Consider the following 19,376-nt stretch of genomic DNA (forward strand, 5'->3'; position numbering starts at 1 on the left):
AGTGGAGGGAAGAGGGGGGGGGGGTGGGGGGGGGGGGTAGGGGCTCGGTGCGGTGAGCTGAAAGGGTGAGAAGAGGGGGGGCCCACTACGGGACCCCGGGTGTCCCCACGCCTGTTTCGTCACCACGTCAGCGGGCGGTCCAACCTCCGTCGATCGTGTAGGAGGCGCCGGTGACCATGCCGGCATCGGCGGACGCGAGCCACGCGACGAGGGAAGCGACCTCCGACGGTTCCACCAGTCGCTTGATCGCGCTCTCGGTGAGCATCACCTTCTCGACCACCTCGGACTCGCTGATGCCGTGCACCTGCGCCTGATCCGCGATCTGCTTCTGCACCAGCGGCGTCACGACGTATCCGGGGTTGACGCAGTTGCTGGTGACGCCGTGCGGGCCGCCCTCGAGGGCCGTCACCTTCGACAGTCCCTCGAGCCCGTGCTTGGCGGTGACGTACGCGGCCTTGAACGCCGAGGCGCGGAGTCCGTGCACCGACGACACGTTGACGATGCGCCCGAAACCCGTCGCATACATGTGCGGCAGGGCGGCACGGATCAGCAGGAACGGCGCCTCGACCATCAGCGTCTGGATGCGCCGGAAGTCCTCGGGGCGGAACTCTTCGATGGGACTGATGGTTTGGATCCCGGCGTTGTTGACGAGGATGTCCGTCTCGAGCCGCAACTCGGTGAGCGGATCGGTGTCGAGGAGGTCGACGTGCCACGCCGTTCCGTCGATGTCGTCGGCGAGGCTCTTGGCGGCCACGTCGTCGAGGTCGGCGACCGTGACGTGGGCTCCGCGGGCGGCGAGTGCCCGGGCGCAGGCCGCGCCGATGCCGCTGGCGCCGCCGGTGACGAGCGCGGTGCGCCCGGCCAGATTCTGTTCGGTCATGCCCGGACCTCGTTCTTCGCGTCCGCGGCCTTCTCGTCCGCGAGGATCTGCGCGTCCGCCGCGTCGATCGACTCGAGCGAGATGCCTTTCGTCTCGCGGGCGACGACGACGGCGACGGCGGTGATCAGGCAGGCGATCGCCAGGTAGATCGCGATCGGAACGGCGGAGTCGTACTTGCTGAGGAGGCTGGTCGCGATGATCGGCGCCAGCGAACCGGCCACGATCGACGTCACCTGGTAGCCGAGGGAGACGCCGGAGTACCGCATGCGCGTCGGGAACATCTCGGCCATGATCGCCGGCTGGCCGGCGTACATGAAGGCGTGGAACACCAGGCCGATGATGATCGCTCCGAGGATGACGGCGTTGTGCCCGCTGTTCATCATCGGGAAGGCGAAGAAGCCCCACGTGCCCGCGGTGAGCGCGCCGATCATGTAGACGGGACGGCGACCGATGGTGTCGGAGAGCCGGCCGACGAGCGGGATTACCGCGAAGTGCACGGCGTGCGCGATCAGCATCCACCACAGGATCTGCGCGGTGTCCGTGTGGACGACCACCTTGAGGTAGGTGATCGAGAACGTGACCACCAGGTAGTACATGACGTTCTCGCCGAAACGCAGGCCCATCGCCGTCAGCACGCCGCGGGGGTAGCGCCTCAGTACCTCGAAGACGCTGAACGACGTCTCCTTGATGTGCTCGGCTTCCTTCTGCGCCTGGATGAAGATCGGCGCGTCCGTCACCTTCGTGCGGATGTAGTAGCCGACGAGGACGATCACGGCCGACAGCCAGAACGCGACACGCCAGCCCCAACTGAGGAAGGACTCGTCGGACAGCGTCGTCGTGAGGATCAGCAGGACCACGGTCGCGACGAGGTTGCCCGCGGGCACACCGGCCTGCGGCCACGACGCCCAGAAGCCGCGGGATTTGTTGGGGCTGTGCTCGGCCACCAGCAGCACCGCGCCGCCCCACTCGCCGCCGACGGCGAATCCCTGGATGAAGCGGAGCGTGACGAGCAGGGCGGGGGCCCAGTACCCGATCTGGCCGAAGGTGGGCAGGCAGCCCATCAGGAACGTGGCCGTGCCGACGAGCAGGAGGCTGAACTGCAGCAGTTGCTTGCGGCCGAACTTGTCGCCGAAGTGACCGAAGACGATGCCGCCGAGCGGCCGGGCGACGAAGCCCACGGCGTAGGTCACGAACGCGGCGATGATCGCGTCGAGTTCGTTGCCCCCGGCCGCGAAGAAGACCTTGCTGAACACGAGCGTCGCCGCGGTCCCGTAGAGGAAGAACTCGTACCACTCGACGACGGTGCCGGCCATGGATGCGCCGACCACCTTCTTCAGCCCGGACGGCGGGGCTTCCTTCGCGTGCGCTGTTTCGTCGACGCTCATCTGTCGCTCCTCTTCACACTCCGCACCCTTTTGTGACTGGGGGCACAGTTCATTGGTCCTGCCGAGTATTGATGCATATTTGTGCGCACACAATGACGCAACCTGCAACCCGCATGTGCAAATATGCAGAAGTGACCCCGGAAACGTCCATGCCCAGCGCCGACGACCTCCTCGTCCTGCTCGCTGTGGGGCGGACCGGCCGCTTCAACACCGCCGCCGACGACCTGGGGGTCAACCACACGACCATCTCGCGCCGGATCGCGAGTCTGGAGAAGAGCCTCGGCGGCAGGGTCCTCGTGAAGGCCACCGGCGGGTGGGAGCTCACCGACCTCGGGCGGCAGGCGCTGACCGCAGCCGAACGCGTGGAGGCCGCCGTCCACGGACTCGTCGCCGAACCCGGGGGTGCCGACCACCTGAAGGGCGTCGTGCGCGTGTCGGCGACCGACGGGTTCAGCGCCTACATCGCGGCGCCCGCGGGCGCGCTGATCCGCAGCAGGCACCCCGACGTGTCCGTGGAGATCGTCGCGATCACCCGCCGGGCGTCGCAGCATCGCTCGGGACTCGACATCGAGATCGTCGTGGGCAAACCGCAGGTGCACCGGGCGGAGGCGCTGTGGCTGGCCGATTACACCCTCGGCCTGTACGGCGCGCAGTCGTATCTGGCCGAACACGGCACCCCGACGCGGGTGAACGATCTGGCCGATCATTCCCTCGTCTACTTCATCGACTCGATGCTGCAGGTCGACGAACTCGACCTCGCACGCCGGCTCACCGTCTCGATGCGCGAATCGGTGACGTCGACCAACGTGTTCGTGCACGTCGAGGCCACCCGCGCGTCGGCTGGGATCGGCCTGCTGCCGTGCTTCATGGCCGACCGGCACGACGACCTCGTGCGGGTGCTGCCGGGGCAGGTCGAAGCGAAACTGGCGTACTGGCTCGTGGCGCGGCCCGAGTCGCTGCGACGACCGGAGGTCGCGGCGGTGGTGGGGGCGATCCGGGAGACGGTGGAATCGCAGCGGGACGCGTTGGCGGGGGAGTGAGCGCGTCACGCTAGCGTCATGGGGTGCGTCCCGAATCCCAGCGGTCCAACATCCAGACCTTCCACGTGATGGACGTGTGGAAGGCCGCCACCGAACGTCAGCGCACCCACGGCGACGTGCTGACCCTCGCGGCCGGGCAGCCGTCCACGCCCGCGCCGCAGCCGGTGCTCCGCGCGACGCGGGAAGTGCTCGACGGGCACCTGCTCGGCTACACGGAGACGTTCGGGATCCTGCCGCTGCGGGAGGCGATCGCCGGATACCACGCCGGCAAGTCCGGCATCGACGTCGACGCCGAGGACGTCGTCGTGACCACCGGCTCCTCCGGCGCGTTCACGCTGCTGTTCCTCGCCGCCTTCGACGTCGGCGACACCGTCGTGGTCGCCCGCCCCGGATACCCGGCCTACCGGAACACGCTCGCCGCGCTCGGTTGCACCGTCATCGAGATCGACTGCGGAGCCGACACCCGGTTCCAGCCGACGGTCGCGATGCTCGACGCCCTGCCCGAGCCGCCGGCCGGACTGATCGTCGCGAGCCCCGCCAACCCGACCGGCACCGTCATCGACCCCGGCGAACTGGCCGCCCTCGCCCGCTGGTGCGACGCCCACGGGACGCTGCTGATCTCCGACGAGATCTACCACGGCATCGGATACGGCGAGCAGGCGATGACGAGTTCGTGGGAGACGTCGCGCGAATCCGTCGTCATCGGCTCGGTGTCGAAGTACTTCTCGATGACGGGCTGGCGGCTGGGCTGGATGCTGGTGCCCGAGGGACTGCGCCGGCCGTTGCAGCGGCTGGCGTCGAACATGACGGTGTGCCCGCCCGCCATCTCGCAGTACGCGGCGATCGCGGCGTTCACCGAGGAATCGCGGGCCGAACTCGACGGGCACGTCCAGCGCTACGCCGTCAACCGGGAGCTGCTGCTCACCGGGCTCCCGGAGCTCGGCATCACGGACCTGGCGCCCGCCGACGGCGCGTTCTACGTGTACGCCGACATCGGGCACCTGCTCGGCGGATCCCACGGCGCGACGTCGACGGAATGGTGCTCGCGGCTTCTGCAGGACACCGGTCTGGCGCTGGCACCCGGCATCGATTTCGACACCGTCCACGGAGACAAGACGGTCCGGTTGTCGTTCGCCGGATCCACGGCCGAGGTCCGGGAATCACTGGTGCGCCTCGGCCGCTGGCTGTAGGCGCGGTTCGCTCTTGCGGCGCCGCCGCAGCAGTTGTTCGATGGACTTGGGCGCACTGCGTGTTCGGGCGCGCCAGGCAAGGAGAACGGCGATGCTGTACGTCGCGTTGCTCGCATTCGTGTTGTGGGTCCTGTGCTTCGCAGACGCCGTCACCACCGACGACGACCAGTTCCGGAACCTCTCGAAGGAGGGCTGGCTGGTGATAGTACTGCTGCTTCCGCTCGTCGGCTCGGTGCTCTGGCTGGTGGCCGGGCGGCCGCAGAAGATTCCTCGTGATCGGCTGCCCGCCGACCCGGAGGAAGCCGAGTTCGTGCGGCGGTGCCGCGAACGTGCGGAGGAACAGCGCCGGCAAGGTTTCCACGGGCACGACCAGGAATAGAAGGCCTACACTGTGGCTAGGATTACAGTGTTACAAACCAGGCGCGAGGCGACGACATGAGCGACATCAGTCATCCACAGCCACCCCTTCCTGGCGGAGTCCGCATCGGGACCGTGGAACGGGAGCAAGCCGCGGCGGCACTCGCCGAACATTTCGCAGCCGGGCGGCTCGAGACCGACGAATTCGACGCGCGGGTGCGGGCGGCGTATCTCGCCAAGACCGCCGGCGACCTCGTGCCGCTGTTCGCGGACCTTCCGGACAAGCAGCGCTTCACGTCCGAACCCGAACGGGTGCGCGTGCGACGCGACCCGGGTCGGGAGGCGGCGGCGCTGCGGGTACTCGTGTTCGTGGTGGCGATCCTCGCCGCGATCCTGTGGGTCGCGTTGGTCCGCGTCCCCCCGCTCGTCTTCCTGCCCATCGTCTGGCTCGTGCTCGCCCGGCGCAGCTTCGGACGGCGGTCGTGCCGGGCGTGGTGAGGGTCTGACTCGGGCCGAGAACTGGCGAAAACTACCGCGAGGTCGGTTGTGGCTCCCGTACTCTGACAGGCAGGTTTGACGCCGTCGAGCGATCGAGGAGCCACGATGACCAGCAGAATTGTGCGCTGTGCGAGCCTGATCCCGATAGTCGCGGCCTCCGCGCTGCTGCTGGGCGGATGCGGTTCCGACAGCAGCGAGACCCCGTCGACGTCCGCCAGTGCCACGATGTCGGCCACCGCTGCGATGACGTCGTCGCCGACCGCCACGAGCGCGGCAGGGGCCGCGGCGGTCACCAAGGAACAGGCGGAGCAGACCGCGCTGGCGACGGTCCCGGGCGGCACGGTCGTGAACTCGGAGCAGCAGCAGCGGGACGGTAAGCCGGTGTGGCACGTCCACATCCGCGACGCCAAGGGCTGGGACTACGACGTGAACGTCGACGCGGCGACCGGCACGGTGGTGTCCGACAGCCAGGACGGGCAGACCACCACGACGGCCGCACCCGCTCCGCCCGCCGGCGCGGTCACCCAGCAGCAGGCCGAGCAGATCGCCCTCGCGACGGTCCCGGGCGGCACGGTCGCGAATTCGGAGCAGCAGCAGCGGGACGGTAAGCCGGTGTGGCACATTCACATCCGCGACGCCAAGGGCTGGGACTACGACGTGAACGTCGACGAGGCGACCGGAGCCGTGCTTCCCGACAACTGACCGCAGTGGGTAGAACGACTCAGGTGACCGCCCCGGGAAGATGGGTAGGTTGCCCGATGTCCGGGCGGTGACGTCGCCCTAGCGTCGTGGTCATGATCACCACGTCAGTTCGCGTGTCACGCCCCGGCTTCCAGCGGTGGGCGGCCCGCGCGGGTGTCGCGGGTCCGGTGTTGTTCACCGCGGGATTTCTCGTCCAGGAGGCAGTGCGCCGAGAAGACTACAGCCGGGTCGCCGACCCGATCAGTGCTCTCGAGGCGGACCCGCGCGGATGGATCCAACAGGTGAATTTCCTGGTCTTCGCCGTGCTGCTGACGATCTTCGCGATCGGACTGCACCGCGGCATCGCGACAACGCGGTACGGCTGGGCCGGGCCCGCTCTGCTCGGCGTGGCGGCGGTGGGGCTGATACTCGCCGCGGTGTTCCCGTTGCGTGAGGATCCGGCAGGGGAGCCCTACGACCCGGGCCACCACGTGATCGCGGGGGTCACGTTCTTCTCGTGCAGCGCCCTCGCCCTGGTGGTGCTGTCGTGCCGGTTCGCCGCCGATCCGCGGTGGCGCGGCCTGGCGCGGTACGTCGGGATCGCCGGAATTCTCGGTCTGGGCTGTTTCGTGGTGCTCGGCCGGTTCGCGATGCCGGGCGGCGCACCGCTGCACGAGGTCGCCGGGCTCCTCCAGCGGATGACACTGCTCGTCGTGACGTTCCCGGCGCTGGTGGCGATCGCCCTGCGGCTCCGTCGCCTCGCCTGCCGGCCTTCGGCACTCACCCGGTCGTGAACACCGGCATCTGCACTCGCGTGAGGCAACTCGTGTCGTAGCCGCCGGTCGGGTGCTCGAGGAAGCCGACCGTGACGGCCAGCGCGCAGTCCGAGGACTGCAGCACGTCGTGGCCGAGCCCGGGGAACTCGAGCACCTCGGACCGCGACAGCGTGCCGGCAGCGATGCGCGCCTGCGACGGCGGAGTAACGGCGTCCAGCGACCCGGTGAGGAGCAGGGTCGGCACGTCACTACCCGTGGGCTCGTGCACGCGGGCGCCGGACGCGGGCACGTCCCAGACGTCGCAGTCGTCGAAGATCCGGGCCGCCTGCGGCACCAGCGACAGCACCGCGTCCGGGAAGTCCGGAAGCACCCGCTTCGCGGTGGCGGCAACCCGCCCACGGTCGGTGAACGCCGTCTGCTCACCGCAGAACACCCCGAACGTCAGTCCGTAACCGATGAGGCCGGGCGGCGTCACCGTGCCGAGCAGCGCGGTCGCGGCCGGGACGCCGTCGCCGGTGGCGGTCGCGTGGACGAGCGCCGGGAGTCCGGCGTAGTTGCCCGGCGCGAGGCTCTGCTGGATGACCAGATTCGCGAACGTGTACCCGTCGAGCACGACGCGCCTGCCGGACAGGTCGACGGTCAGCGGTGCGACGGCCAGGCGGTTCACGGTCGCGGTGAACTCGTCCTCGAGGCCCGGGTAGGCCGCGGCGCACGCAGGCTGAGCCGCGCACGCGTCGAACAGTGCCCGGTAGCCCTCGGCGGCACCCGGCCAGAAGCCCTCGATGATGTTGTTCTGCGTCGGCACGACCGAGTCCAGCACCACGCTGCGGATGCCGTCCGGGTGGTCGCGGAGCACGGTGAGCGCGAGGTCGGTGCCGTACGAGACGCCGTACACGTTCCACTCGTCCAGGCCGAGCGCCACCCGCAGATCCGCGACGTCGGCGGCGTTCTCCGCGGTGTTGTAGGCGCCGAGGTCGTAACCGCCCCCGGTGACCCGGTCGCGGCAGGTCCGGGTGGCCTCCACGTCGAGCGGTGCGGTCGCCGGATCGAGCGGGCTCAGACCCGTCTGCGCCGCCTGGAACTCGTCGATCTCGGGGCATGCCAGGAAGGGGTCGGAATGCATGGTGCCGCGCTGGCCGAGGAACAGGACGTCGCGGTCCCGGTTCAGCCCGAGCGGTGTGACCTGGGCGGCGCTCGCCGACGCGGGCCCGCCCGGACCTCCCGTGAGGTAGACGAGAGGGTCGGGTCGCGGGGTCGCGGACGTGGCACCGAGCCGCGTCACGGCCAGGTCGATGCGTCGTCCGTCCGGACGGGAGCGGTCCTCCGGCACGGTCAGGGTGCCACAGGTGAACTCGGCGCCGAGGTCGAGTTGCGGCAGTCCGGGAACGTTCGGCGATGGGCACGCGGCGGCGGTGAAGACGGGCGCCGGATCCTCGTCCGACCCGCACGCCGACGCCAGGACCATCGGCGCCGCCGCCGCGCATCCCAGGGCCAGTAGCCGCACCGACACCCGCATCGTCCCGACGCTACGCGGGTGCGCGCCGCCACCCACATACTTCGCGGTCTGTCGCCCAATCTGCCCTGGTGCGGCACCCGCGGCTGGCAGGATGAATTGGTGTCATCCGCGGCAACTCCGAAGGGCGAACGGCGCCGACAGGCGCTGGTCGAGGCTGCCGCCGATCTCCTTCTCGAGGGCGGATTCGACGCGGTCCGGCACCGCTCGGTGGCCACCCGCGCCGACCTTCCGCTCGCGTCGACCACCTACTACTTCGAGTCTCTGGACGACCTGATCGCGAAGGCCGTCGAATGCAACGGCAACCGCGACCTCGCGGTCATGCGCGGCCGGGTCGAGGACGTCACGCACCGGCGCCGCGGCCGTGAATCGACGGTCGACCTCCTCCTCGACCTGCTCGTCGGACCGGCCCTCATCAGTGAGGACTGCCGCGAGAGGCTGATCTCCCGGTACGAGCGGTTCACCGCGTGCGCGCGCCGCCCCGAACTGCGCGAAGTCCAACTGCGGTTGCGCGCGCAACTGGACGACGTCCTCACCGAGGCGCTGCGGCGCTCCGACCGCGACGTCCGGCAGGAACAACTCCGGCGCCTCGTCGCCGTCGTCGACGGAGCCGTGGTCACCGCGCTCGGCGAGCACGACCCCGACCTGCGGGCCCTCGCCCGGGCGATGCTGCTCGACGTCGTCGACGTCGTCGCGCCCGCCCTCGACCGGCCGGACCACGTCGAGCTGTAGCGCCGCCGTAAACTGAGGACTCGTGAGCCGCATCCCGAACGTCCTTGCCAACCGTTACGCCAGCCCCGAACTCGTCGAGTTGTGGTCGCCCGAGCACAAGATCATCCTCGAGCGTCAGCTGTGGCTCGCCGTGCTGCGGGCCCAGGCGGAACTCGGGATCGACGTGCCGGCCGAGGCGCTCGCCGACTACGAACGCGTGCTCGAGCAGGTGGACCTCGACTCCATCGCCGACCGTGAGCGCATCACCCGCCACGACGTGAAGGCCCGCATCGAGGAATTCAACGCCCTCGCCGGCCACGAGCAGGTTCACAAGGGGCTGACCAGCCGCGACCTCACCGAGAACGTCGAGCAGCTGCAGGTCCTGCGGTCGCTCGCGCACATCCACGCACACGGTGTCGCGGTCGCGGCCCGGCTGGCCGAGCGGGCCGCCGAGTACAGCAGCCTCGTCATGGCCGGCCGGTCGCACAACGTCGCGGCGCAGGCCACCACGCTCGGCAAGCGGTTCGCGTCCGCCGCCGACGAACTGCTCGTCGCGCTCACCCGCCTGCGTGAGCTCATCGACCGCTACCCGCTGCGCGGCATCAAGGGCCCCATGGGCACCGCGCAGGACATGCTCGACCTCCTCGACGGCGACGCGTCCAAGCTGGAGGCGCTGGAGCAGAAGGTCGCCGAACACCTCGGCTTCTCGCACGTGTTCACGAGCGTCGGGCAGGTGTACCCGCGGTCGCTGGACCACGACGTGCTGTCCGCGCTGGTGCAGGTGGCGGCCGGGCCGTCGTCGTTCGCGCACACCATCCGCCTGATGGCAGGCCACGAACTGGTCACCGAGGGTTTCCAGCCCGGCCAGGTCGGGTCGTCGGCGATGCCGCACAAGATGAACACCCGATCCTGCGAGCGCGTCAACGGACTGCAGGTCGTGCTCCGCGGCTACGCGTCGATGGCCGCCGAACTGGCCGGCGCGCAGTGGAACGAGGGCGACGTGTTCTGCTCGGTGGTGCGCCGCGTCGCGCTGCCGGACGCGTTCTTCGCGATCGACGGACTCATCGAGACGTTCCTGACGGTGCTCGCTGAATTCGGCGCCTACCCCGCCGTCATCGAGAAGGAACTCACCCGCTACCTGCCGTTCCTCGCCACCACCAAAGTCCTGATGGCGCTGGTGCGCGCCGGAGTGGGCCGGGAGACCGCGCACGAGGTCATCAAGGAACACGCCGTCGCCGTCGCGCTCGCGATGCGTGAGCAGGGCAAGGAGCCCGACCTCCTCGACCGTCTCGCCGCCGACGACCGCCTGCCCCTCGACCGGGCCGCCCTCGACGAGGCCCTCGCCGACAAGAAGGCGTTCATCGGTGCCGCCGAGGCGCAGGTCGCCACGGTCGTGGCGCAGGTGCAGAAGCTCGTCGACGCCAACCCCGAGGCGGCCGCCTACCAGCCGTCCCCCATCCTGTAGGCGGCTCCGCCGCCCGTGCGTGGTTGACGAGTGCCTGCACTCGTTAACCACGCACAAGCACCGGAGGTGCCTACGTGAACTGCATTTTCTGCGAGATCGTGTCGGGCCGTTCCGATGCCAGCGTCGTGTACGAGGACGAGAACGTGATGGCGTTCATGGACATCCGCCCGTGGACGTCCGGACATCTGCTGGTGGTCCCGAAGCGGCACGCGAGCGGTCTCGCCGATCTCGACCCGGGCGACGGCGCGGCGGTGTTCGCGGTGGGGCAGCGCATCGCGACCGCGTTGCGGCACGGGCCGATGCGCGCGCAGGGCGTCAACCTGTTCCTGGCCGATGGGATCGCCGCCGGCCAGGAGGTCTTCCACGTCCACCTGCACGTGGTGCCGCGCACTGCCGGTGACGGGTTCGGGTTGCGCGGAATGCCGAAGTCGCCGAGCCGGATCGCGCTCGATCAGACGGCGGGCGTCATCCGCTCCTCCCTCTGAGGTGAGCGGCAAAGCGTGCGGGAGCACACTTTGCCGCTCACGTGGGGAGGGGGCCGTTCTCGTCGAAGCGTCGCTCGGTGATGTCGTAGGTGCCGTCCGCACGGACCCGCAGCAGGGTCGACGCCCGCGTCCCGTACTCGCCGTGGCGAATGAACCGGGACGACAGGGCGCGTTCGAGTTCGGGTTCGACGCCCGTATCGGGCAGCGCGTCCCACGGCGCCGGGTCGCTGTCGGCGAGCACGTCGAAGTACGCGCCCGGATCCGCGTCGGGGCTGCCGTCGTCCGCGGCGAGCGCGGCCGCGAACGCCTGCTTGCCGCCCGTCACCTTCGGCCACGGGGTGTCGAGTTCGGCGTTGGACAGGCCGTGGACGCCGGGTTCGACGCGTTGCCTGCGACCGTGGGGCCGGTTGGTGACCCACCACAGTTCCGCGGGGTCGCCGACGAGCAGGTTGAAGCTGCCGTATTCGGCGCCGGTCGCGGCCACTTGTTCGGCGTGGTCGGCGGGTGAGAGCAGGCCGCGGAGGTAGTCGACGGGCAGGGCCCCGCGGGACCGTGGCCCGGTGGCGGGGGCGCCGTCGCGGACGTTGGTGACGGCCGCGAATCGAAGGGCGTCGGAGATGCCCATCCACGTTCCGCCTGCGAGCAGATCACGGCCCGCGACGAAGCCGGCGTCCCATCGCTGCAGCGGTTCGGTGGGGCGGGCATAGAACTCGTCGCGGTTGGCCGCGACGACGAGGGGCAGGTCGGGGCGGGTATGCCAGGCGAACAGGACCAGGCACATACGGACGTCTCCTCGTCACTCTCGGCTACACGGATGCAGGCCCGAGCGTAGCCGCGGAGATGTTCCGCGACCTCCGTGAACACCTCGTCAACGGCCCGTTTTGCGACCTGCCTGACAGCTCGAAAAGCGTCTAGGAAAGGATGGAGCCCACCGTGTGACGGCGACGATAGGAATGGACCGGTGACAGAGACGTATGCCGGTGACACGATCCCGGTTTTCTTCCTCTCGGACAGCACCGGGATCAGCGCGGAGACCATGGGCAACGCCCTGCTCCTGCACTTTCCCGACCACCGGTTCGAGAGGACACTGATCCCGTTCATCACCACGCCCGACGACGCCCGCGAGGTCGTGCGCAGGATCGACGCCACGATGGACCGCGGCATGACACCCCTGGTGTTCGTCACGGCCGCGCTCGATGACGTTCGTCACGAATTGCAGCGGACCCGCGCACCGGTGATCGACTTCTTCGACATGCACATGCAGCAGGTCGAGTCCATCCTCGGCACCCGGGGCGCCCGGACCCCCGCGCGCCTGCACGGCGTGGGCGATGTCAAGCGCTACAACGCGCGTATGCAGGCCGTCGAGTACGCGATCGAACACGACGACGGCCAAAGTGTTCGCACGCTGGACAAGGCCGACGTGATCCTGGTTGCGCCGTCGCGCTGCGGGAAGACCCCGACGACCATGTACCTCGCACTGCAACACGGACTTCGTGTCGCGAACTACCCTCTGGTCGACGAGGATCTGGTGAGCACCGACCTGCCACGCCCCATCCTGCATCTGCAGGACCGCTGCTTCGGGATAATCACCACCGCGGCTCGTCTCAGCGCGGTCCGGACGGAACGTCGCCCGGACTCGACGTACGCGTCGCTGCGCCAGTGCGCTTACGAACTCAAGCGTGCGGAGGAGATGTACCGCACGCACGACCTGCCCGTCATCGACTCGTCGGCCAAATCCGTCGAAGAAATGTCCACACTCATCCTGCAAGTGCTTGCACGCAGGGCCCACCGTCACGATTGAGGAGCCCGTCCATGAACAGCAACGTCCGATGGTTCGCCGACCTCGGCCTCGCCGATCTCGAGCAGGTCGGCGGCAAGAACGCGTCTCTGGGCGAGATGGTCCGCAACCTGACCAACGTCGGGGTCCGGGTCCCCAACGGCTTCGCGACGACCGCCGACGCGTTCCGCCGATTCGTGAATCAACCGAGCGCTGCGGGCACCGTCCTGGCCGAGAAGATCAGCGTGCGGCTCGCCGACCTCGACACCGACGACGTGCAGGCGCTGGCCGAGGCGGGCCGCGAGATCCGCGCGGCGGTCATGGAGCAGCCGTTCCCGACCGATCTCGAGACCGACATCCGGACGGCGTACGCGGAGCTGTCGGGCGGATCGGACGACGCGTCGTTCGCCGTGCGGTCCAGCGCGACCGCCGAGGACCTTCCGGACGCGTCCTTCGCCGGGCAGCAGGAGACCTTCCTCAACGTGCGCGGCATCGACGCGATCCTGCAGGCGATGCACGAGGTGTTCGCGTCGCTGTACAACGATCGCGCCATCGCGTACCGGGTGCACCACAAGTTCGACCACGACGCCGTCGCTCTGTCCGCGGGCGTGCAGAAGATGGTGCGCTCCGACATCGGCACGTCCGGGGTCATGTTCACCATCGACACGGAGTCGGGCTTCGCCGACTCTGTGTTCGTGACCTCCTCGTACGGCCTGGGTGAGGCCGTCGTCCAGGGTGCGGTGAACCCCGACGAGTTCTACGTGTACAAGCCTGCCCTGCGCGCGGGCCGTCCTGCGGTTCTCAAGCGCGGCGTCGGATCGAAAGCGACCAAGATGGTCTACACCGCCGACCGCTCGGTCGGCCGGACGACGGAGTTCGTCGACGTCGAGCCCGTGGATCGGCGACTGCTGAGCCTCACCGACGCGGAGGTCGAGGCGCTCGCCCGCCAGGCGCTGCTGATCGAGGAGCACTACGGGCGTCCGATGGACATCGAGTGGGGCAAAGACGGCGTCGACGGCGAGCTGTACATCCTGCAGGCGCGTCCGGAGACCGTGCAGTCGCGGGCCGCGGTGACCGGCCAGCAGCGGTTCCGGCTCAACGAGACCGGCACGGTCCTCGTCGAAGGCCGGGCGATCGGCGCCCGCATCGGAGCCGGCGCCGTCCGGGTGCTCGAATCGGTGGAACAGATGCACGAGTTCCAGGCCGGTGAGGTGCTCGTCGCGGACATGACCGACCCCGACTGGGAGCCGATCATGAAGCGCGCCAGCGCCATCGTCACCAACCGCGGTGGCCGCACCTGTCACGCCGCGATCATCGCCCGCGAACTGGGCATTCCCGCCGTCGTCGGTACCGGTGGGGCCACGCGGTCGCTCACCGCCGGTCGCGAGGTGACGGTCTCGTGCGCGGAGGGCGACGCCGGTTACGTGTACGAAGGGCTGCTCGATTTCAACGTCACCGAGTCCTCGATCGAGGCGATGCCCGAGATCAGCACCAAGATCATGATGAACGTCGGTACCCCTGAACAGGCGTTCGCATTCTCCCGCCTGCCGAACAGTGGTGTCGGACTCGCGCGCCTCGAGTTCATCATCAACCGCCAGATAGGTATCCACCCGAAGGCCCTGCTCGACTTCGACGCCCTCGACGGGCCGCTGAAGGAGCAGATCGGTGAGGCTATCGCTGCCTATCCGAGCGCCCGCGAGTTCTTCGTGGACCGGGTCGCCGAGGGCGTCGCGACGATCGCGGCAGCCTTCGCGCCGCATCCGGTGATCGTGCGCATGTCGGACTTCAAGTCCAACGAGTACGCGAAGCTCGTCGGTGGCGAACTCTACGAGCCCGAGGAGGAGAACCCGATGATCGGCTACCGCGGCGCGTCGCGGTACCTGTCGAAGGACTTCGCCGACTGTTTCGCCATGGAATGCGCCGCACTGAAGTACGTCCGCGACGAGATGGGCCTGACCAACGTCAAGATCATGATCCCGTTCGTCCGAACCCTCACCGAGGCCGAAGGTGTCATCTCGCTGCTGGCCTCGCACGGCCTTCGCCGCGGCGAGAACGGACTCGAGGTCATCATGATGTGCGAGGTGCCTTCGAACGCGGTCATCGCCGACGCGTTCCTGGACCACTTCGACGGGTTCTCCATCGGATCGAACGACATGACGCAGTTGACGCTCGGGCTCGACCGCGATTCCGCGCTCGTCGCCGAGTCCTTCGACGAACGTGACCCCGCTGTGAAGCACATGCTCGCAGCGGCGATCTCGGCGTGCAAGGCGCGCGGCAAGTACGTGGGTATCTGCGGGCAGGGGCCCAGCGACCATGTCGATCTCGCCGAATGGTTGCTCGAACAGGGCATCGAGTCCATGTCGCTGAACCCGGACACCGTCGTCGACACCTGGACACGGTTGGCCGCACTCGGCTGAACCGGCCGCTCCCAACGCACTTCGCGCCGCGGAGTGCGTTGGGAGTGACGGTCCTTCAGCTGCGACGGCAGGTCACTCGAGCACGAAGACCGGGATCCGTCGTTCGGTCTTGGTCTGGTACTCCGCATACGGCGGAAAAGCGGCCACCGCCAGCTCCCACCAGTGCTCGCGCTCGGCGCCGTCGATCTCACGCGCGGTGAGGTCGCGAACCGTCGCCCCGTCCTGCACCGAGATCTGCGGGTGCGCCTTCACATTGAAGTACCACGACGGGTGGCCGGGTGCGCCGCCCTTGGACGCAACCATCGCGTACCTGCCGTTTTCCTCGACCCGCATCAACGGGACGTAGCGCTTCTTGCCGGACTTCGCCCCGGTGGTGGTGAACAGGACGATCGGACGGTCCAACACCTGGACGCCGTCGGTCGTACCCTGTTCCAGGATCTTCTCGGTCTGGTCACGTACCCACCCCTCGGGGCTGAGTTCTGGTTGATCGTTCATACTCATCGCCAACGCCTCCGAGGCGCTCGCCATTCCACGGTGCGCGAAAACCCTCGGCGAACCCGTGCCGGCGTCGATCGGGTTGGTGGTAGCCGACGTCACGACGTGACGAACGTCTTCTCCAGTGCCCGGCGCAGTTCCGACTTGCTGATCTTGCCGACCCCGGTGACCGGGAACTCGTCGACGAACACCACCTTGTCGGGCACCTTGTAGTCGGCGAGCCCGCGGCCGCGGACGAACTTCTTGAGTTCGACGGCCTTCGGCTGCTCACCCTGGACGACGACGAACGCGCAACTGCGTTCGCCGAGGTACTGGTCGGGCATCGACACGACCGCGACGTCGGCGACGGCAGGGTGCGCGAGCAGGTGGTTCTCGACCTCTTCCGCGGCCACCTTCTCGCCGCCGCGGTTGATCTGGTCCTTCGCGCGGCCCTCGACGACGAGATAGCCGTCGTCGGTGAGGCGGACGATGTCGCCGGTGCGGTAGAAGCCGTCCTCGGTGAACGCCGTCGAATTGTGTTCGGGGGCAAGGTAGTACCCGCGGATGGTGTACGGGCCGCGGGTGAGCAGATGACCGGACGTGCCGCTGGGGACGGGTTCGCCGTGGTCGTCGACGACGCGCACCTCGTCGTCGGGGCTGATCGGCCTGCCCTGGGTGGTGACGATCGTGTCTTCCGGGTCGTCGAGCCGGGTGTAGTTGACCAGGCCCTCGGCCATCCCGAAGACCTGCTGCAGGGTGCACCCGAGTTCGGGGCGCACCCGCTTGGCGGCCTCGGCGCTGAACTTGGCGCCGCCGACCTGCAGCACCTCGAGGCTCGAGATGTCCCGTTCCGTGCGGGCGGCGGCGGACAGCCACGCCAACGCGAGCGGCGGCACCAGCGACGCGATCGTGACGCCCTCCCGCTCGATGAGCGCGAACGCGGTGTCGGGGCTCGGATCCGGGGCGAGCACCACACGACCGCCGGCGTGCAGCACGCCGAGGATGCCGGGGGAGCTCATCGGGAAGTTGTGCGCCGCAGGGAGAACGACCAGCAGGCGGGTGTTCTCGTCGATGCCGCAGATGCGGTCCGACTCACGCACCGAGTACAGGTAGTCGGTGTGGGTGCGCGGGATCAGCTTCGACACCCCGGTGGTTCCGCCGGAGAGCTGCAGGAACGCCACGGATTCCGGACCTGCCGCCGGTTCGTCCGAGATCGGTTCCGCCGATCGCAGTTCGTCGAGGGAGGTGAACTCCTCCGCGTCGCCGGCCACGAAGACTTTCGGTGGGTTCTCTGCCGAGGCCACCACGTCGCGGGCGAGTGTGCGGTAGTCGAATCCGCCGTGCGTGTCGGTGACGACGTAGGCTGCGGCGTCGGCGAAACTGCAGAAGTAGGAGATCTCCTGCGAGCGGTGCGCGGGCAACGCGAACACCGGCAGGGCTCCGAGCCGGAAGACGGCGAAGATCACCTCGACGTACTCGACGATGTTCGGCAGTTGCACCACCACCCGGTCGCCGGGCTGCACCCCCGACGACTGCAGTCCGGCGGCGAGCCGGTCGGCGCGGTCGGACAGTTCCCGGTAGGTGAGAGCGCGGTCGGTTCCGGACGCGTCCGGTCCGGTCACGGCGATCGCGTCCCCGAATCGCTCGGCGCGGGCGCCCAGGAACTGCTGGAACGTCTCGTCCGTCCAGTACCCGGCGGCACGGTAGCGTGCGACGAGTTCGGCGGGATAGCCGGTGGTGGTCTTCAGGGGAGCGCGAACGCTCGTGGTCATCGAAAGTCCTTTCACGGGCATGGCTGTTCGGGGCCGTCAGGCTTGGAGGGTAGCGCCGCCGTCGACGTAGAGGGCCTGCATGGTGATGTGCCGCGCCCGGTCCGACAGGAGGAACTCGACGGAGTCGGCGATGTCGGCGGCGTCGGCGATGCGGCCTAGCGGGATGCCGACCTTGAACGAGCTCAGGTCGCCGTCGATCGCGCCGCGCGCCCCGCTGTCGTCGGCGGGGTCCGACCACAGGGACCGCTGCATCGCGGTGTCCGTCGAGCCGGGGGCGACGATGTTGGCGCGGATCCCGTATTCGGCGAGTTCGAGGCCGAGCACCCGGACGATCATCGCGACGGCGGCCTTGGACGCGCCGTACGCGCCCATCCCGGTGCGGGGGACACCGGCGGCGTTGGACCCCACCACGACGATGGAACCGGCTGAGCGGTCCCGCATTCCGGTGCCGACGGCCCGCAGCACGTTGACGAGGCCGGTGACGTTGACGTCGAACACGCGCTGCCAGCTCGCGGGATCGGCGTCGAGCACCGACCCGGTCTCGAGCACACCCGCCACGTGGGCGAGTGCCGTGATGGGACCGTGCTCGTCCTCGATCCGGCGGACGGTGTCGGTGACGGCGGCGGCGTCGCGGATGTCGGTGACGGCGGTGCCGAGCGGCGGGGTGTCGAGCAGTGCGGCGGTCGCGGCGAGGCCGTCGGCGTCCCGATCGAGCAGTACCAGGCGGTGACCGGACCGCGACAGGGTGGCGGCGGTGGCCCGCCCGATGCCCTGGGCCGCCCCGACGACGAGTGTGGTGCCGCTCATCGGGGAAGTCCCAGTGCCGCGAGGACGGTACCCAGTTTGGTTGTGGTCTCGGCGAGTTCGTCGTCCGGTTCGGACGCGGCGACGATGCCGCCGCCCGCGTGCGCCGTGACGGTGGTGCCGTCGGCGTCGATCTGCGCGCACCGGATGGTGACCATCCATTCGCCGTCACCGTCGGCGTCGGCCCAGCCCACGGCGCCGGCGTAGAAACCGCGGTCGCCCTCGAGTTCGCCGATCAGCGCACGCGCGGCGTCGGTGGGGGTGCCGCACACGGCGGGTGTCGGGTGCACGGCGACGGCCAGGTCCAGCGCGGTCACCGAGCGGTCCCGCAGCCGTCCCGCCACGGGTGTGCCGAGGTGCCACAGTTGCGGTGTGCTGGTGAGGGTGGGCCGGTCGGGGATGTCGAGTTCGGTGCAGAACGGTTCGAGGCTCGCGCGCAGCGCATCGACGACGAGGGCGTGCTCGCGCAGGTTCTTCTCCGAGGAGGCGAGGTTCTCCGCTGTCTTCCGGTCGATCTCGGGGTCGGCGTGCCGGGGCGCCGAGCCGGCGAGCGGATGGCAGGTCACGGTGTCGCCGCGGCGGCGGATGAGGACCTCCGGGCTCGAGCCGACGAGGTGCCGACCGGACCAGCCGGGGCCCGCGGCGCCGAGATCGACGCTGAAGCCGTTGCCGCCGAGGTCGTTCGCGACGAGCCGGGCGAGCAGCGTGTGCGGGTGCAGCGGTTCTTCGGCGTGCAGGACGACCGATCGGGCGAGCACCACCTTGTGCAGTGTGGCCTCGGGTTCGCGCAGCACGTGAATTGCGGCGGCGACGCGGGCGAGGTGCTCGTCCTCCGGCGGTACGGACGCACCGGGGCGCACGTGCGGAAGCGTCTGCAGGCGAGGAGTCCAGCTTCCCGGGTGATGTCGCAGCGTCTGCGGTGCGACCAGCGCGGCCGGATGCGAGGTGTCGAAGGCGAGCGCGCCGGCCACCGAGGTGACGGTGCCGCTCTTCAGGGCCGCGGCGGCGTCACGGGCGGAGTCGAAACCGGTGCGGATGCCGTCGGCGATCACGGTGCCGTGCGGGCGGGAGAGGACGAACGGCGCGCCCGGCGGAAGATCCGCCGAAGTCTCTGCGGACTCGGCAACGGCCGTCGATTCCATGTGTGATCA

General features: G+C 69.3%; 19 protein-coding genes. 11 read left to right on the top strand and 8 right to left on the bottom strand.

The window, feature by feature from the left end:
* Positions 1 to 127: 127 nt before the first annotated feature.
* Together ACFU5V_RS02595 and ACFU5V_RS02600 are read right to left on the bottom strand one after the other, a co-directional pair.
* Positions 128 to 880: a 3-hydroxybutyrate dehydrogenase gene (locus ACFU5V_RS02595; RefSeq protein ID WP_378696578.1), complete on the bottom strand. Its 753-nt coding sequence runs from the start codon at positions 878 to 880 to the stop codon at positions 128 to 130.
* Positions 877 to 2,265, bottom strand: a complete 1,389-nt coding sequence (locus ACFU5V_RS02600; protein ID WP_378696580.1) for an MFS transporter — start codon at positions 2,263 to 2,265, stop codon at positions 877 to 879. Before ACFU5V_RS02600 ends, ACFU5V_RS02595 begins: the two co-directional genes overlap by 4 nt.
* Before the next feature lie 149 nt (positions 2,266 to 2,414).
* Between ACFU5V_RS02600 and ACFU5V_RS02605 the strand changes: the two genes are divergently transcribed.
* From ACFU5V_RS02605 to ACFU5V_RS02630, 6 genes are all read left to right on the top strand, one after another.
* Positions 2,415 to 3,305: a LysR family transcriptional regulator gene (locus tag ACFU5V_RS02605; protein ID WP_378696582.1), complete on the top strand. Its 891-nt coding sequence runs from the start codon at positions 2,415 to 2,417 to the stop codon at positions 3,303 to 3,305.
* Positions 3,306 to 3,328: 23 nt separating this feature from the next.
* Positions 3,329 to 4,495, top strand: a complete 1,167-nt coding sequence (locus ACFU5V_RS02610; RefSeq protein ID WP_378696584.1) for a pyridoxal phosphate-dependent aminotransferase — start codon at positions 3,329 to 3,331, stop codon at positions 4,493 to 4,495.
* 91 nt (positions 4,496 to 4,586) lie between these two features.
* Positions 4,587 to 4,874: a PLDc N-terminal domain-containing protein gene (locus ACFU5V_RS02615; RefSeq protein ID WP_378696586.1), complete on the top strand. Its 288-nt coding sequence runs from the start codon at positions 4,587 to 4,589 to the stop codon at positions 4,872 to 4,874.
* A gap of 56 nt (positions 4,875 to 4,930) precedes the next feature.
* Positions 4,931 to 5,350 (top strand): DUF1707 domain-containing protein, encoded by a 420-nt coding sequence (locus ACFU5V_RS02620; protein WP_378696588.1) that lies wholly within the window; start codon positions 4,931 to 4,933, stop codon positions 5,348 to 5,350.
* A gap of 105 nt (positions 5,351 to 5,455) precedes the next feature.
* A complete protein-coding gene (locus ACFU5V_RS02625; protein ID WP_378696590.1) occupies positions 5,456 to 6,052 on the top strand; it encodes a PepSY domain-containing protein in 597 nt (198 codons plus the stop codon).
* Positions 6,053 to 6,144: 92 nt separating this feature from the next.
* Positions 6,145 to 6,825, top strand: a complete 681-nt coding sequence (locus tag ACFU5V_RS02630) for a DUF998 domain-containing protein (RefSeq protein ID WP_378696592.1) — start codon at positions 6,145 to 6,147, stop codon at positions 6,823 to 6,825.
* On the opposite strand, the gene ACFU5V_RS02635 is transcribed toward ACFU5V_RS02630, so the two are convergent.
* Positions 6,812 to 8,323 (bottom strand): alpha/beta fold hydrolase, encoded by a 1,512-nt coding sequence (locus ACFU5V_RS02635; RefSeq protein ID WP_378696594.1) that lies wholly within the window; start codon positions 8,321 to 8,323, stop codon positions 6,812 to 6,814. The two genes, ACFU5V_RS02630 and ACFU5V_RS02635, sit on opposite strands and share 14 nt — an antisense overlap.
* A 99-nt stretch (positions 8,324 to 8,422) precedes the next feature.
* Between ACFU5V_RS02635 and ACFU5V_RS02640 the strand changes: the two genes are divergently transcribed.
* From ACFU5V_RS02640 to ACFU5V_RS02650, 3 genes are all read left to right on the top strand, one after another.
* Positions 8,423 to 9,052 (top strand): TetR/AcrR family transcriptional regulator, encoded by a 630-nt coding sequence (locus ACFU5V_RS02640; RefSeq protein WP_015888636.1) that lies wholly within the window; start codon positions 8,423 to 8,425, stop codon positions 9,050 to 9,052.
* Positions 9,053 to 9,074: 22 nt separating this feature from the next.
* Complete coding sequence (gene purB, locus ACFU5V_RS02645) at positions 9,075 to 10,496, top strand: adenylosuccinate lyase (protein WP_378696596.1); 1,422 nt, start codon at positions 9,075 to 9,077, stop codon at positions 10,494 to 10,496.
* 74 nt (positions 10,497 to 10,570) lie between these two features.
* A complete protein-coding gene (locus tag ACFU5V_RS02650; RefSeq protein WP_378696598.1) occupies positions 10,571 to 10,981 on the top strand; it encodes an HIT family protein in 411 nt (136 codons plus the stop codon).
* 37 nt (positions 10,982 to 11,018) lie between these two features.
* Here the strand turns inward: ACFU5V_RS02650 and ACFU5V_RS02655 are convergent, their stop codons facing one another.
* Complete coding sequence (locus ACFU5V_RS02655) at positions 11,019 to 11,762, bottom strand: NRDE family protein (protein WP_378696600.1); 744 nt, start codon at positions 11,760 to 11,762, stop codon at positions 11,019 to 11,021.
* A gap of 180 nt (positions 11,763 to 11,942) precedes the next feature.
* On the opposite strand from ACFU5V_RS02655, the gene ACFU5V_RS02660 reads away from it, so the two are divergent.
* Positions 11,943 to 12,782: a pyruvate, water dikinase regulatory protein gene (locus ACFU5V_RS02660; protein WP_378437961.1), complete on the top strand. Its 840-nt coding sequence runs from the start codon at positions 11,943 to 11,945 to the stop codon at positions 12,780 to 12,782.
* Positions 12,783 to 12,793: 11 nt separating this feature from the next.
* A complete protein-coding gene (gene ppsA / locus ACFU5V_RS02665; RefSeq protein WP_378696602.1) occupies positions 12,794 to 15,175 on the top strand; it encodes a phosphoenolpyruvate synthase in 2,382 nt (793 codons plus the stop codon).
* Positions 15,176 to 15,247: 72 nt separating this feature from the next.
* Here the strand turns inward: ppsA and ACFU5V_RS02670 are convergent, their stop codons facing one another.
* From ACFU5V_RS02670 to ACFU5V_RS02685, 4 genes are all read right to left on the bottom strand, one after another.
* The gene (locus tag ACFU5V_RS02670) at positions 15,248 to 15,670 is read right to left on the bottom strand and encodes a nitroreductase family deazaflavin-dependent oxidoreductase (protein ID WP_378696757.1); all 423 of its coding nucleotides are present in this window, start codon (positions 15,668 to 15,670) and stop codon (positions 15,248 to 15,250) included.
* Positions 15,671 to 15,768: 98 nt separating this feature from the next.
* Complete coding sequence (locus ACFU5V_RS02675; protein WP_378696604.1) at positions 15,769 to 17,421, bottom strand: (2,3-dihydroxybenzoyl)adenylate synthase; 1,653 nt, start codon at positions 17,419 to 17,421, stop codon at positions 15,769 to 15,771.
* 36 nt (positions 17,422 to 17,457) lie between these two features.
* Entirely contained in the window at positions 17,458 to 18,228 is a 771-nt protein-coding gene (locus tag ACFU5V_RS02680; protein WP_378696606.1) for an SDR family oxidoreductase, read from the bottom strand.
* Positions 18,225 to 19,367 (bottom strand): isochorismate synthase MenF, encoded by a 1,143-nt coding sequence (locus ACFU5V_RS02685; protein WP_378696608.1) that lies wholly within the window; start codon positions 19,365 to 19,367, stop codon positions 18,225 to 18,227. Before ACFU5V_RS02685 ends, ACFU5V_RS02680 begins: the two co-directional genes overlap by 4 nt.
* Between the last annotated feature and the right edge of the window lie 9 nt (positions 19,368 to 19,376).

It is taken from the genome of Rhodococcus sp. NPDC057529, from assembly GCF_042802055.1.
In the GTDB taxonomy this organism is placed as follows: domain Bacteria; phylum Actinomycetota; class Actinomycetes; order Mycobacteriales; family Mycobacteriaceae; genus Rhodococcus_F.

Coding starts and splice junctions, on each gene's coding strand:
- ACFU5V_RS02675 (WP_378696604.1), bottom strand. CDS start 17,421: ATGACCACGAGCGTTCGCGCTCCCCTGAAGACCACCACCGGCTATCCC.
- ACFU5V_RS02630 (WP_378696592.1), top strand. CDS start 6,145: ATGATCACCACGTCAGTTCGCGTGTCACGCCCCGGCTTCCAGCGGTGG.
- ACFU5V_RS02595 (WP_378696578.1), bottom strand. CDS start 880: ATGACCGAACAGAATCTGGCCGGGCGCACCGCGCTCGTCACCGGCGGC.
- ACFU5V_RS02655 (WP_378696600.1), bottom strand. CDS start 11,762: ATGTGCCTGGTCCTGTTCGCCTGGCATACCCGCCCCGACCTGCCCCTC.
- ppsA (WP_378696602.1), top strand. CDS start 12,794: ATGAACAGCAACGTCCGATGGTTCGCCGACCTCGGCCTCGCCGATCTC.
- ACFU5V_RS02680 (WP_378696606.1), bottom strand. CDS start 18,228: ATGAGCGGCACCACACTCGTCGTCGGGGCGGCCCAGGGCATCGGGCGG.
- ACFU5V_RS02600 (WP_378696580.1), bottom strand. CDS start 2,265: ATGAGCGTCGACGAAACAGCGCACGCGAAGGAAGCCCCGCCGTCCGGG.
- ACFU5V_RS02625 (WP_378696590.1), top strand. CDS start 5,456: ATGACCAGCAGAATTGTGCGCTGTGCGAGCCTGATCCCGATAGTCGCG.
- ACFU5V_RS02620 (WP_378696588.1), top strand. CDS start 4,931: ATGAGCGACATCAGTCATCCACAGCCACCCCTTCCTGGCGGAGTCCGC.
- ACFU5V_RS02605 (WP_378696582.1), top strand. CDS start 2,415: ATGCCCAGCGCCGACGACCTCCTCGTCCTGCTCGCTGTGGGGCGGACC.
- ACFU5V_RS02685 (WP_378696608.1), bottom strand. CDS start 19,367: ATGGAATCGACGGCCGTTGCCGAGTCCGCAGAGACTTCGGCGGATCTT.
- ACFU5V_RS02635 (WP_378696594.1), bottom strand. CDS start 8,323: ATGCGGGTGTCGGTGCGGCTACTGGCCCTGGGATGCGCGGCGGCGGCG.
- ACFU5V_RS02670 (WP_378696757.1), bottom strand. CDS start 15,670: ATGAACGATCAACCAGAACTCAGCCCCGAGGGGTGGGTACGTGACCAG.
- ACFU5V_RS02615 (WP_378696586.1), top strand. CDS start 4,587: ATGCTGTACGTCGCGTTGCTCGCATTCGTGTTGTGGGTCCTGTGCTTC.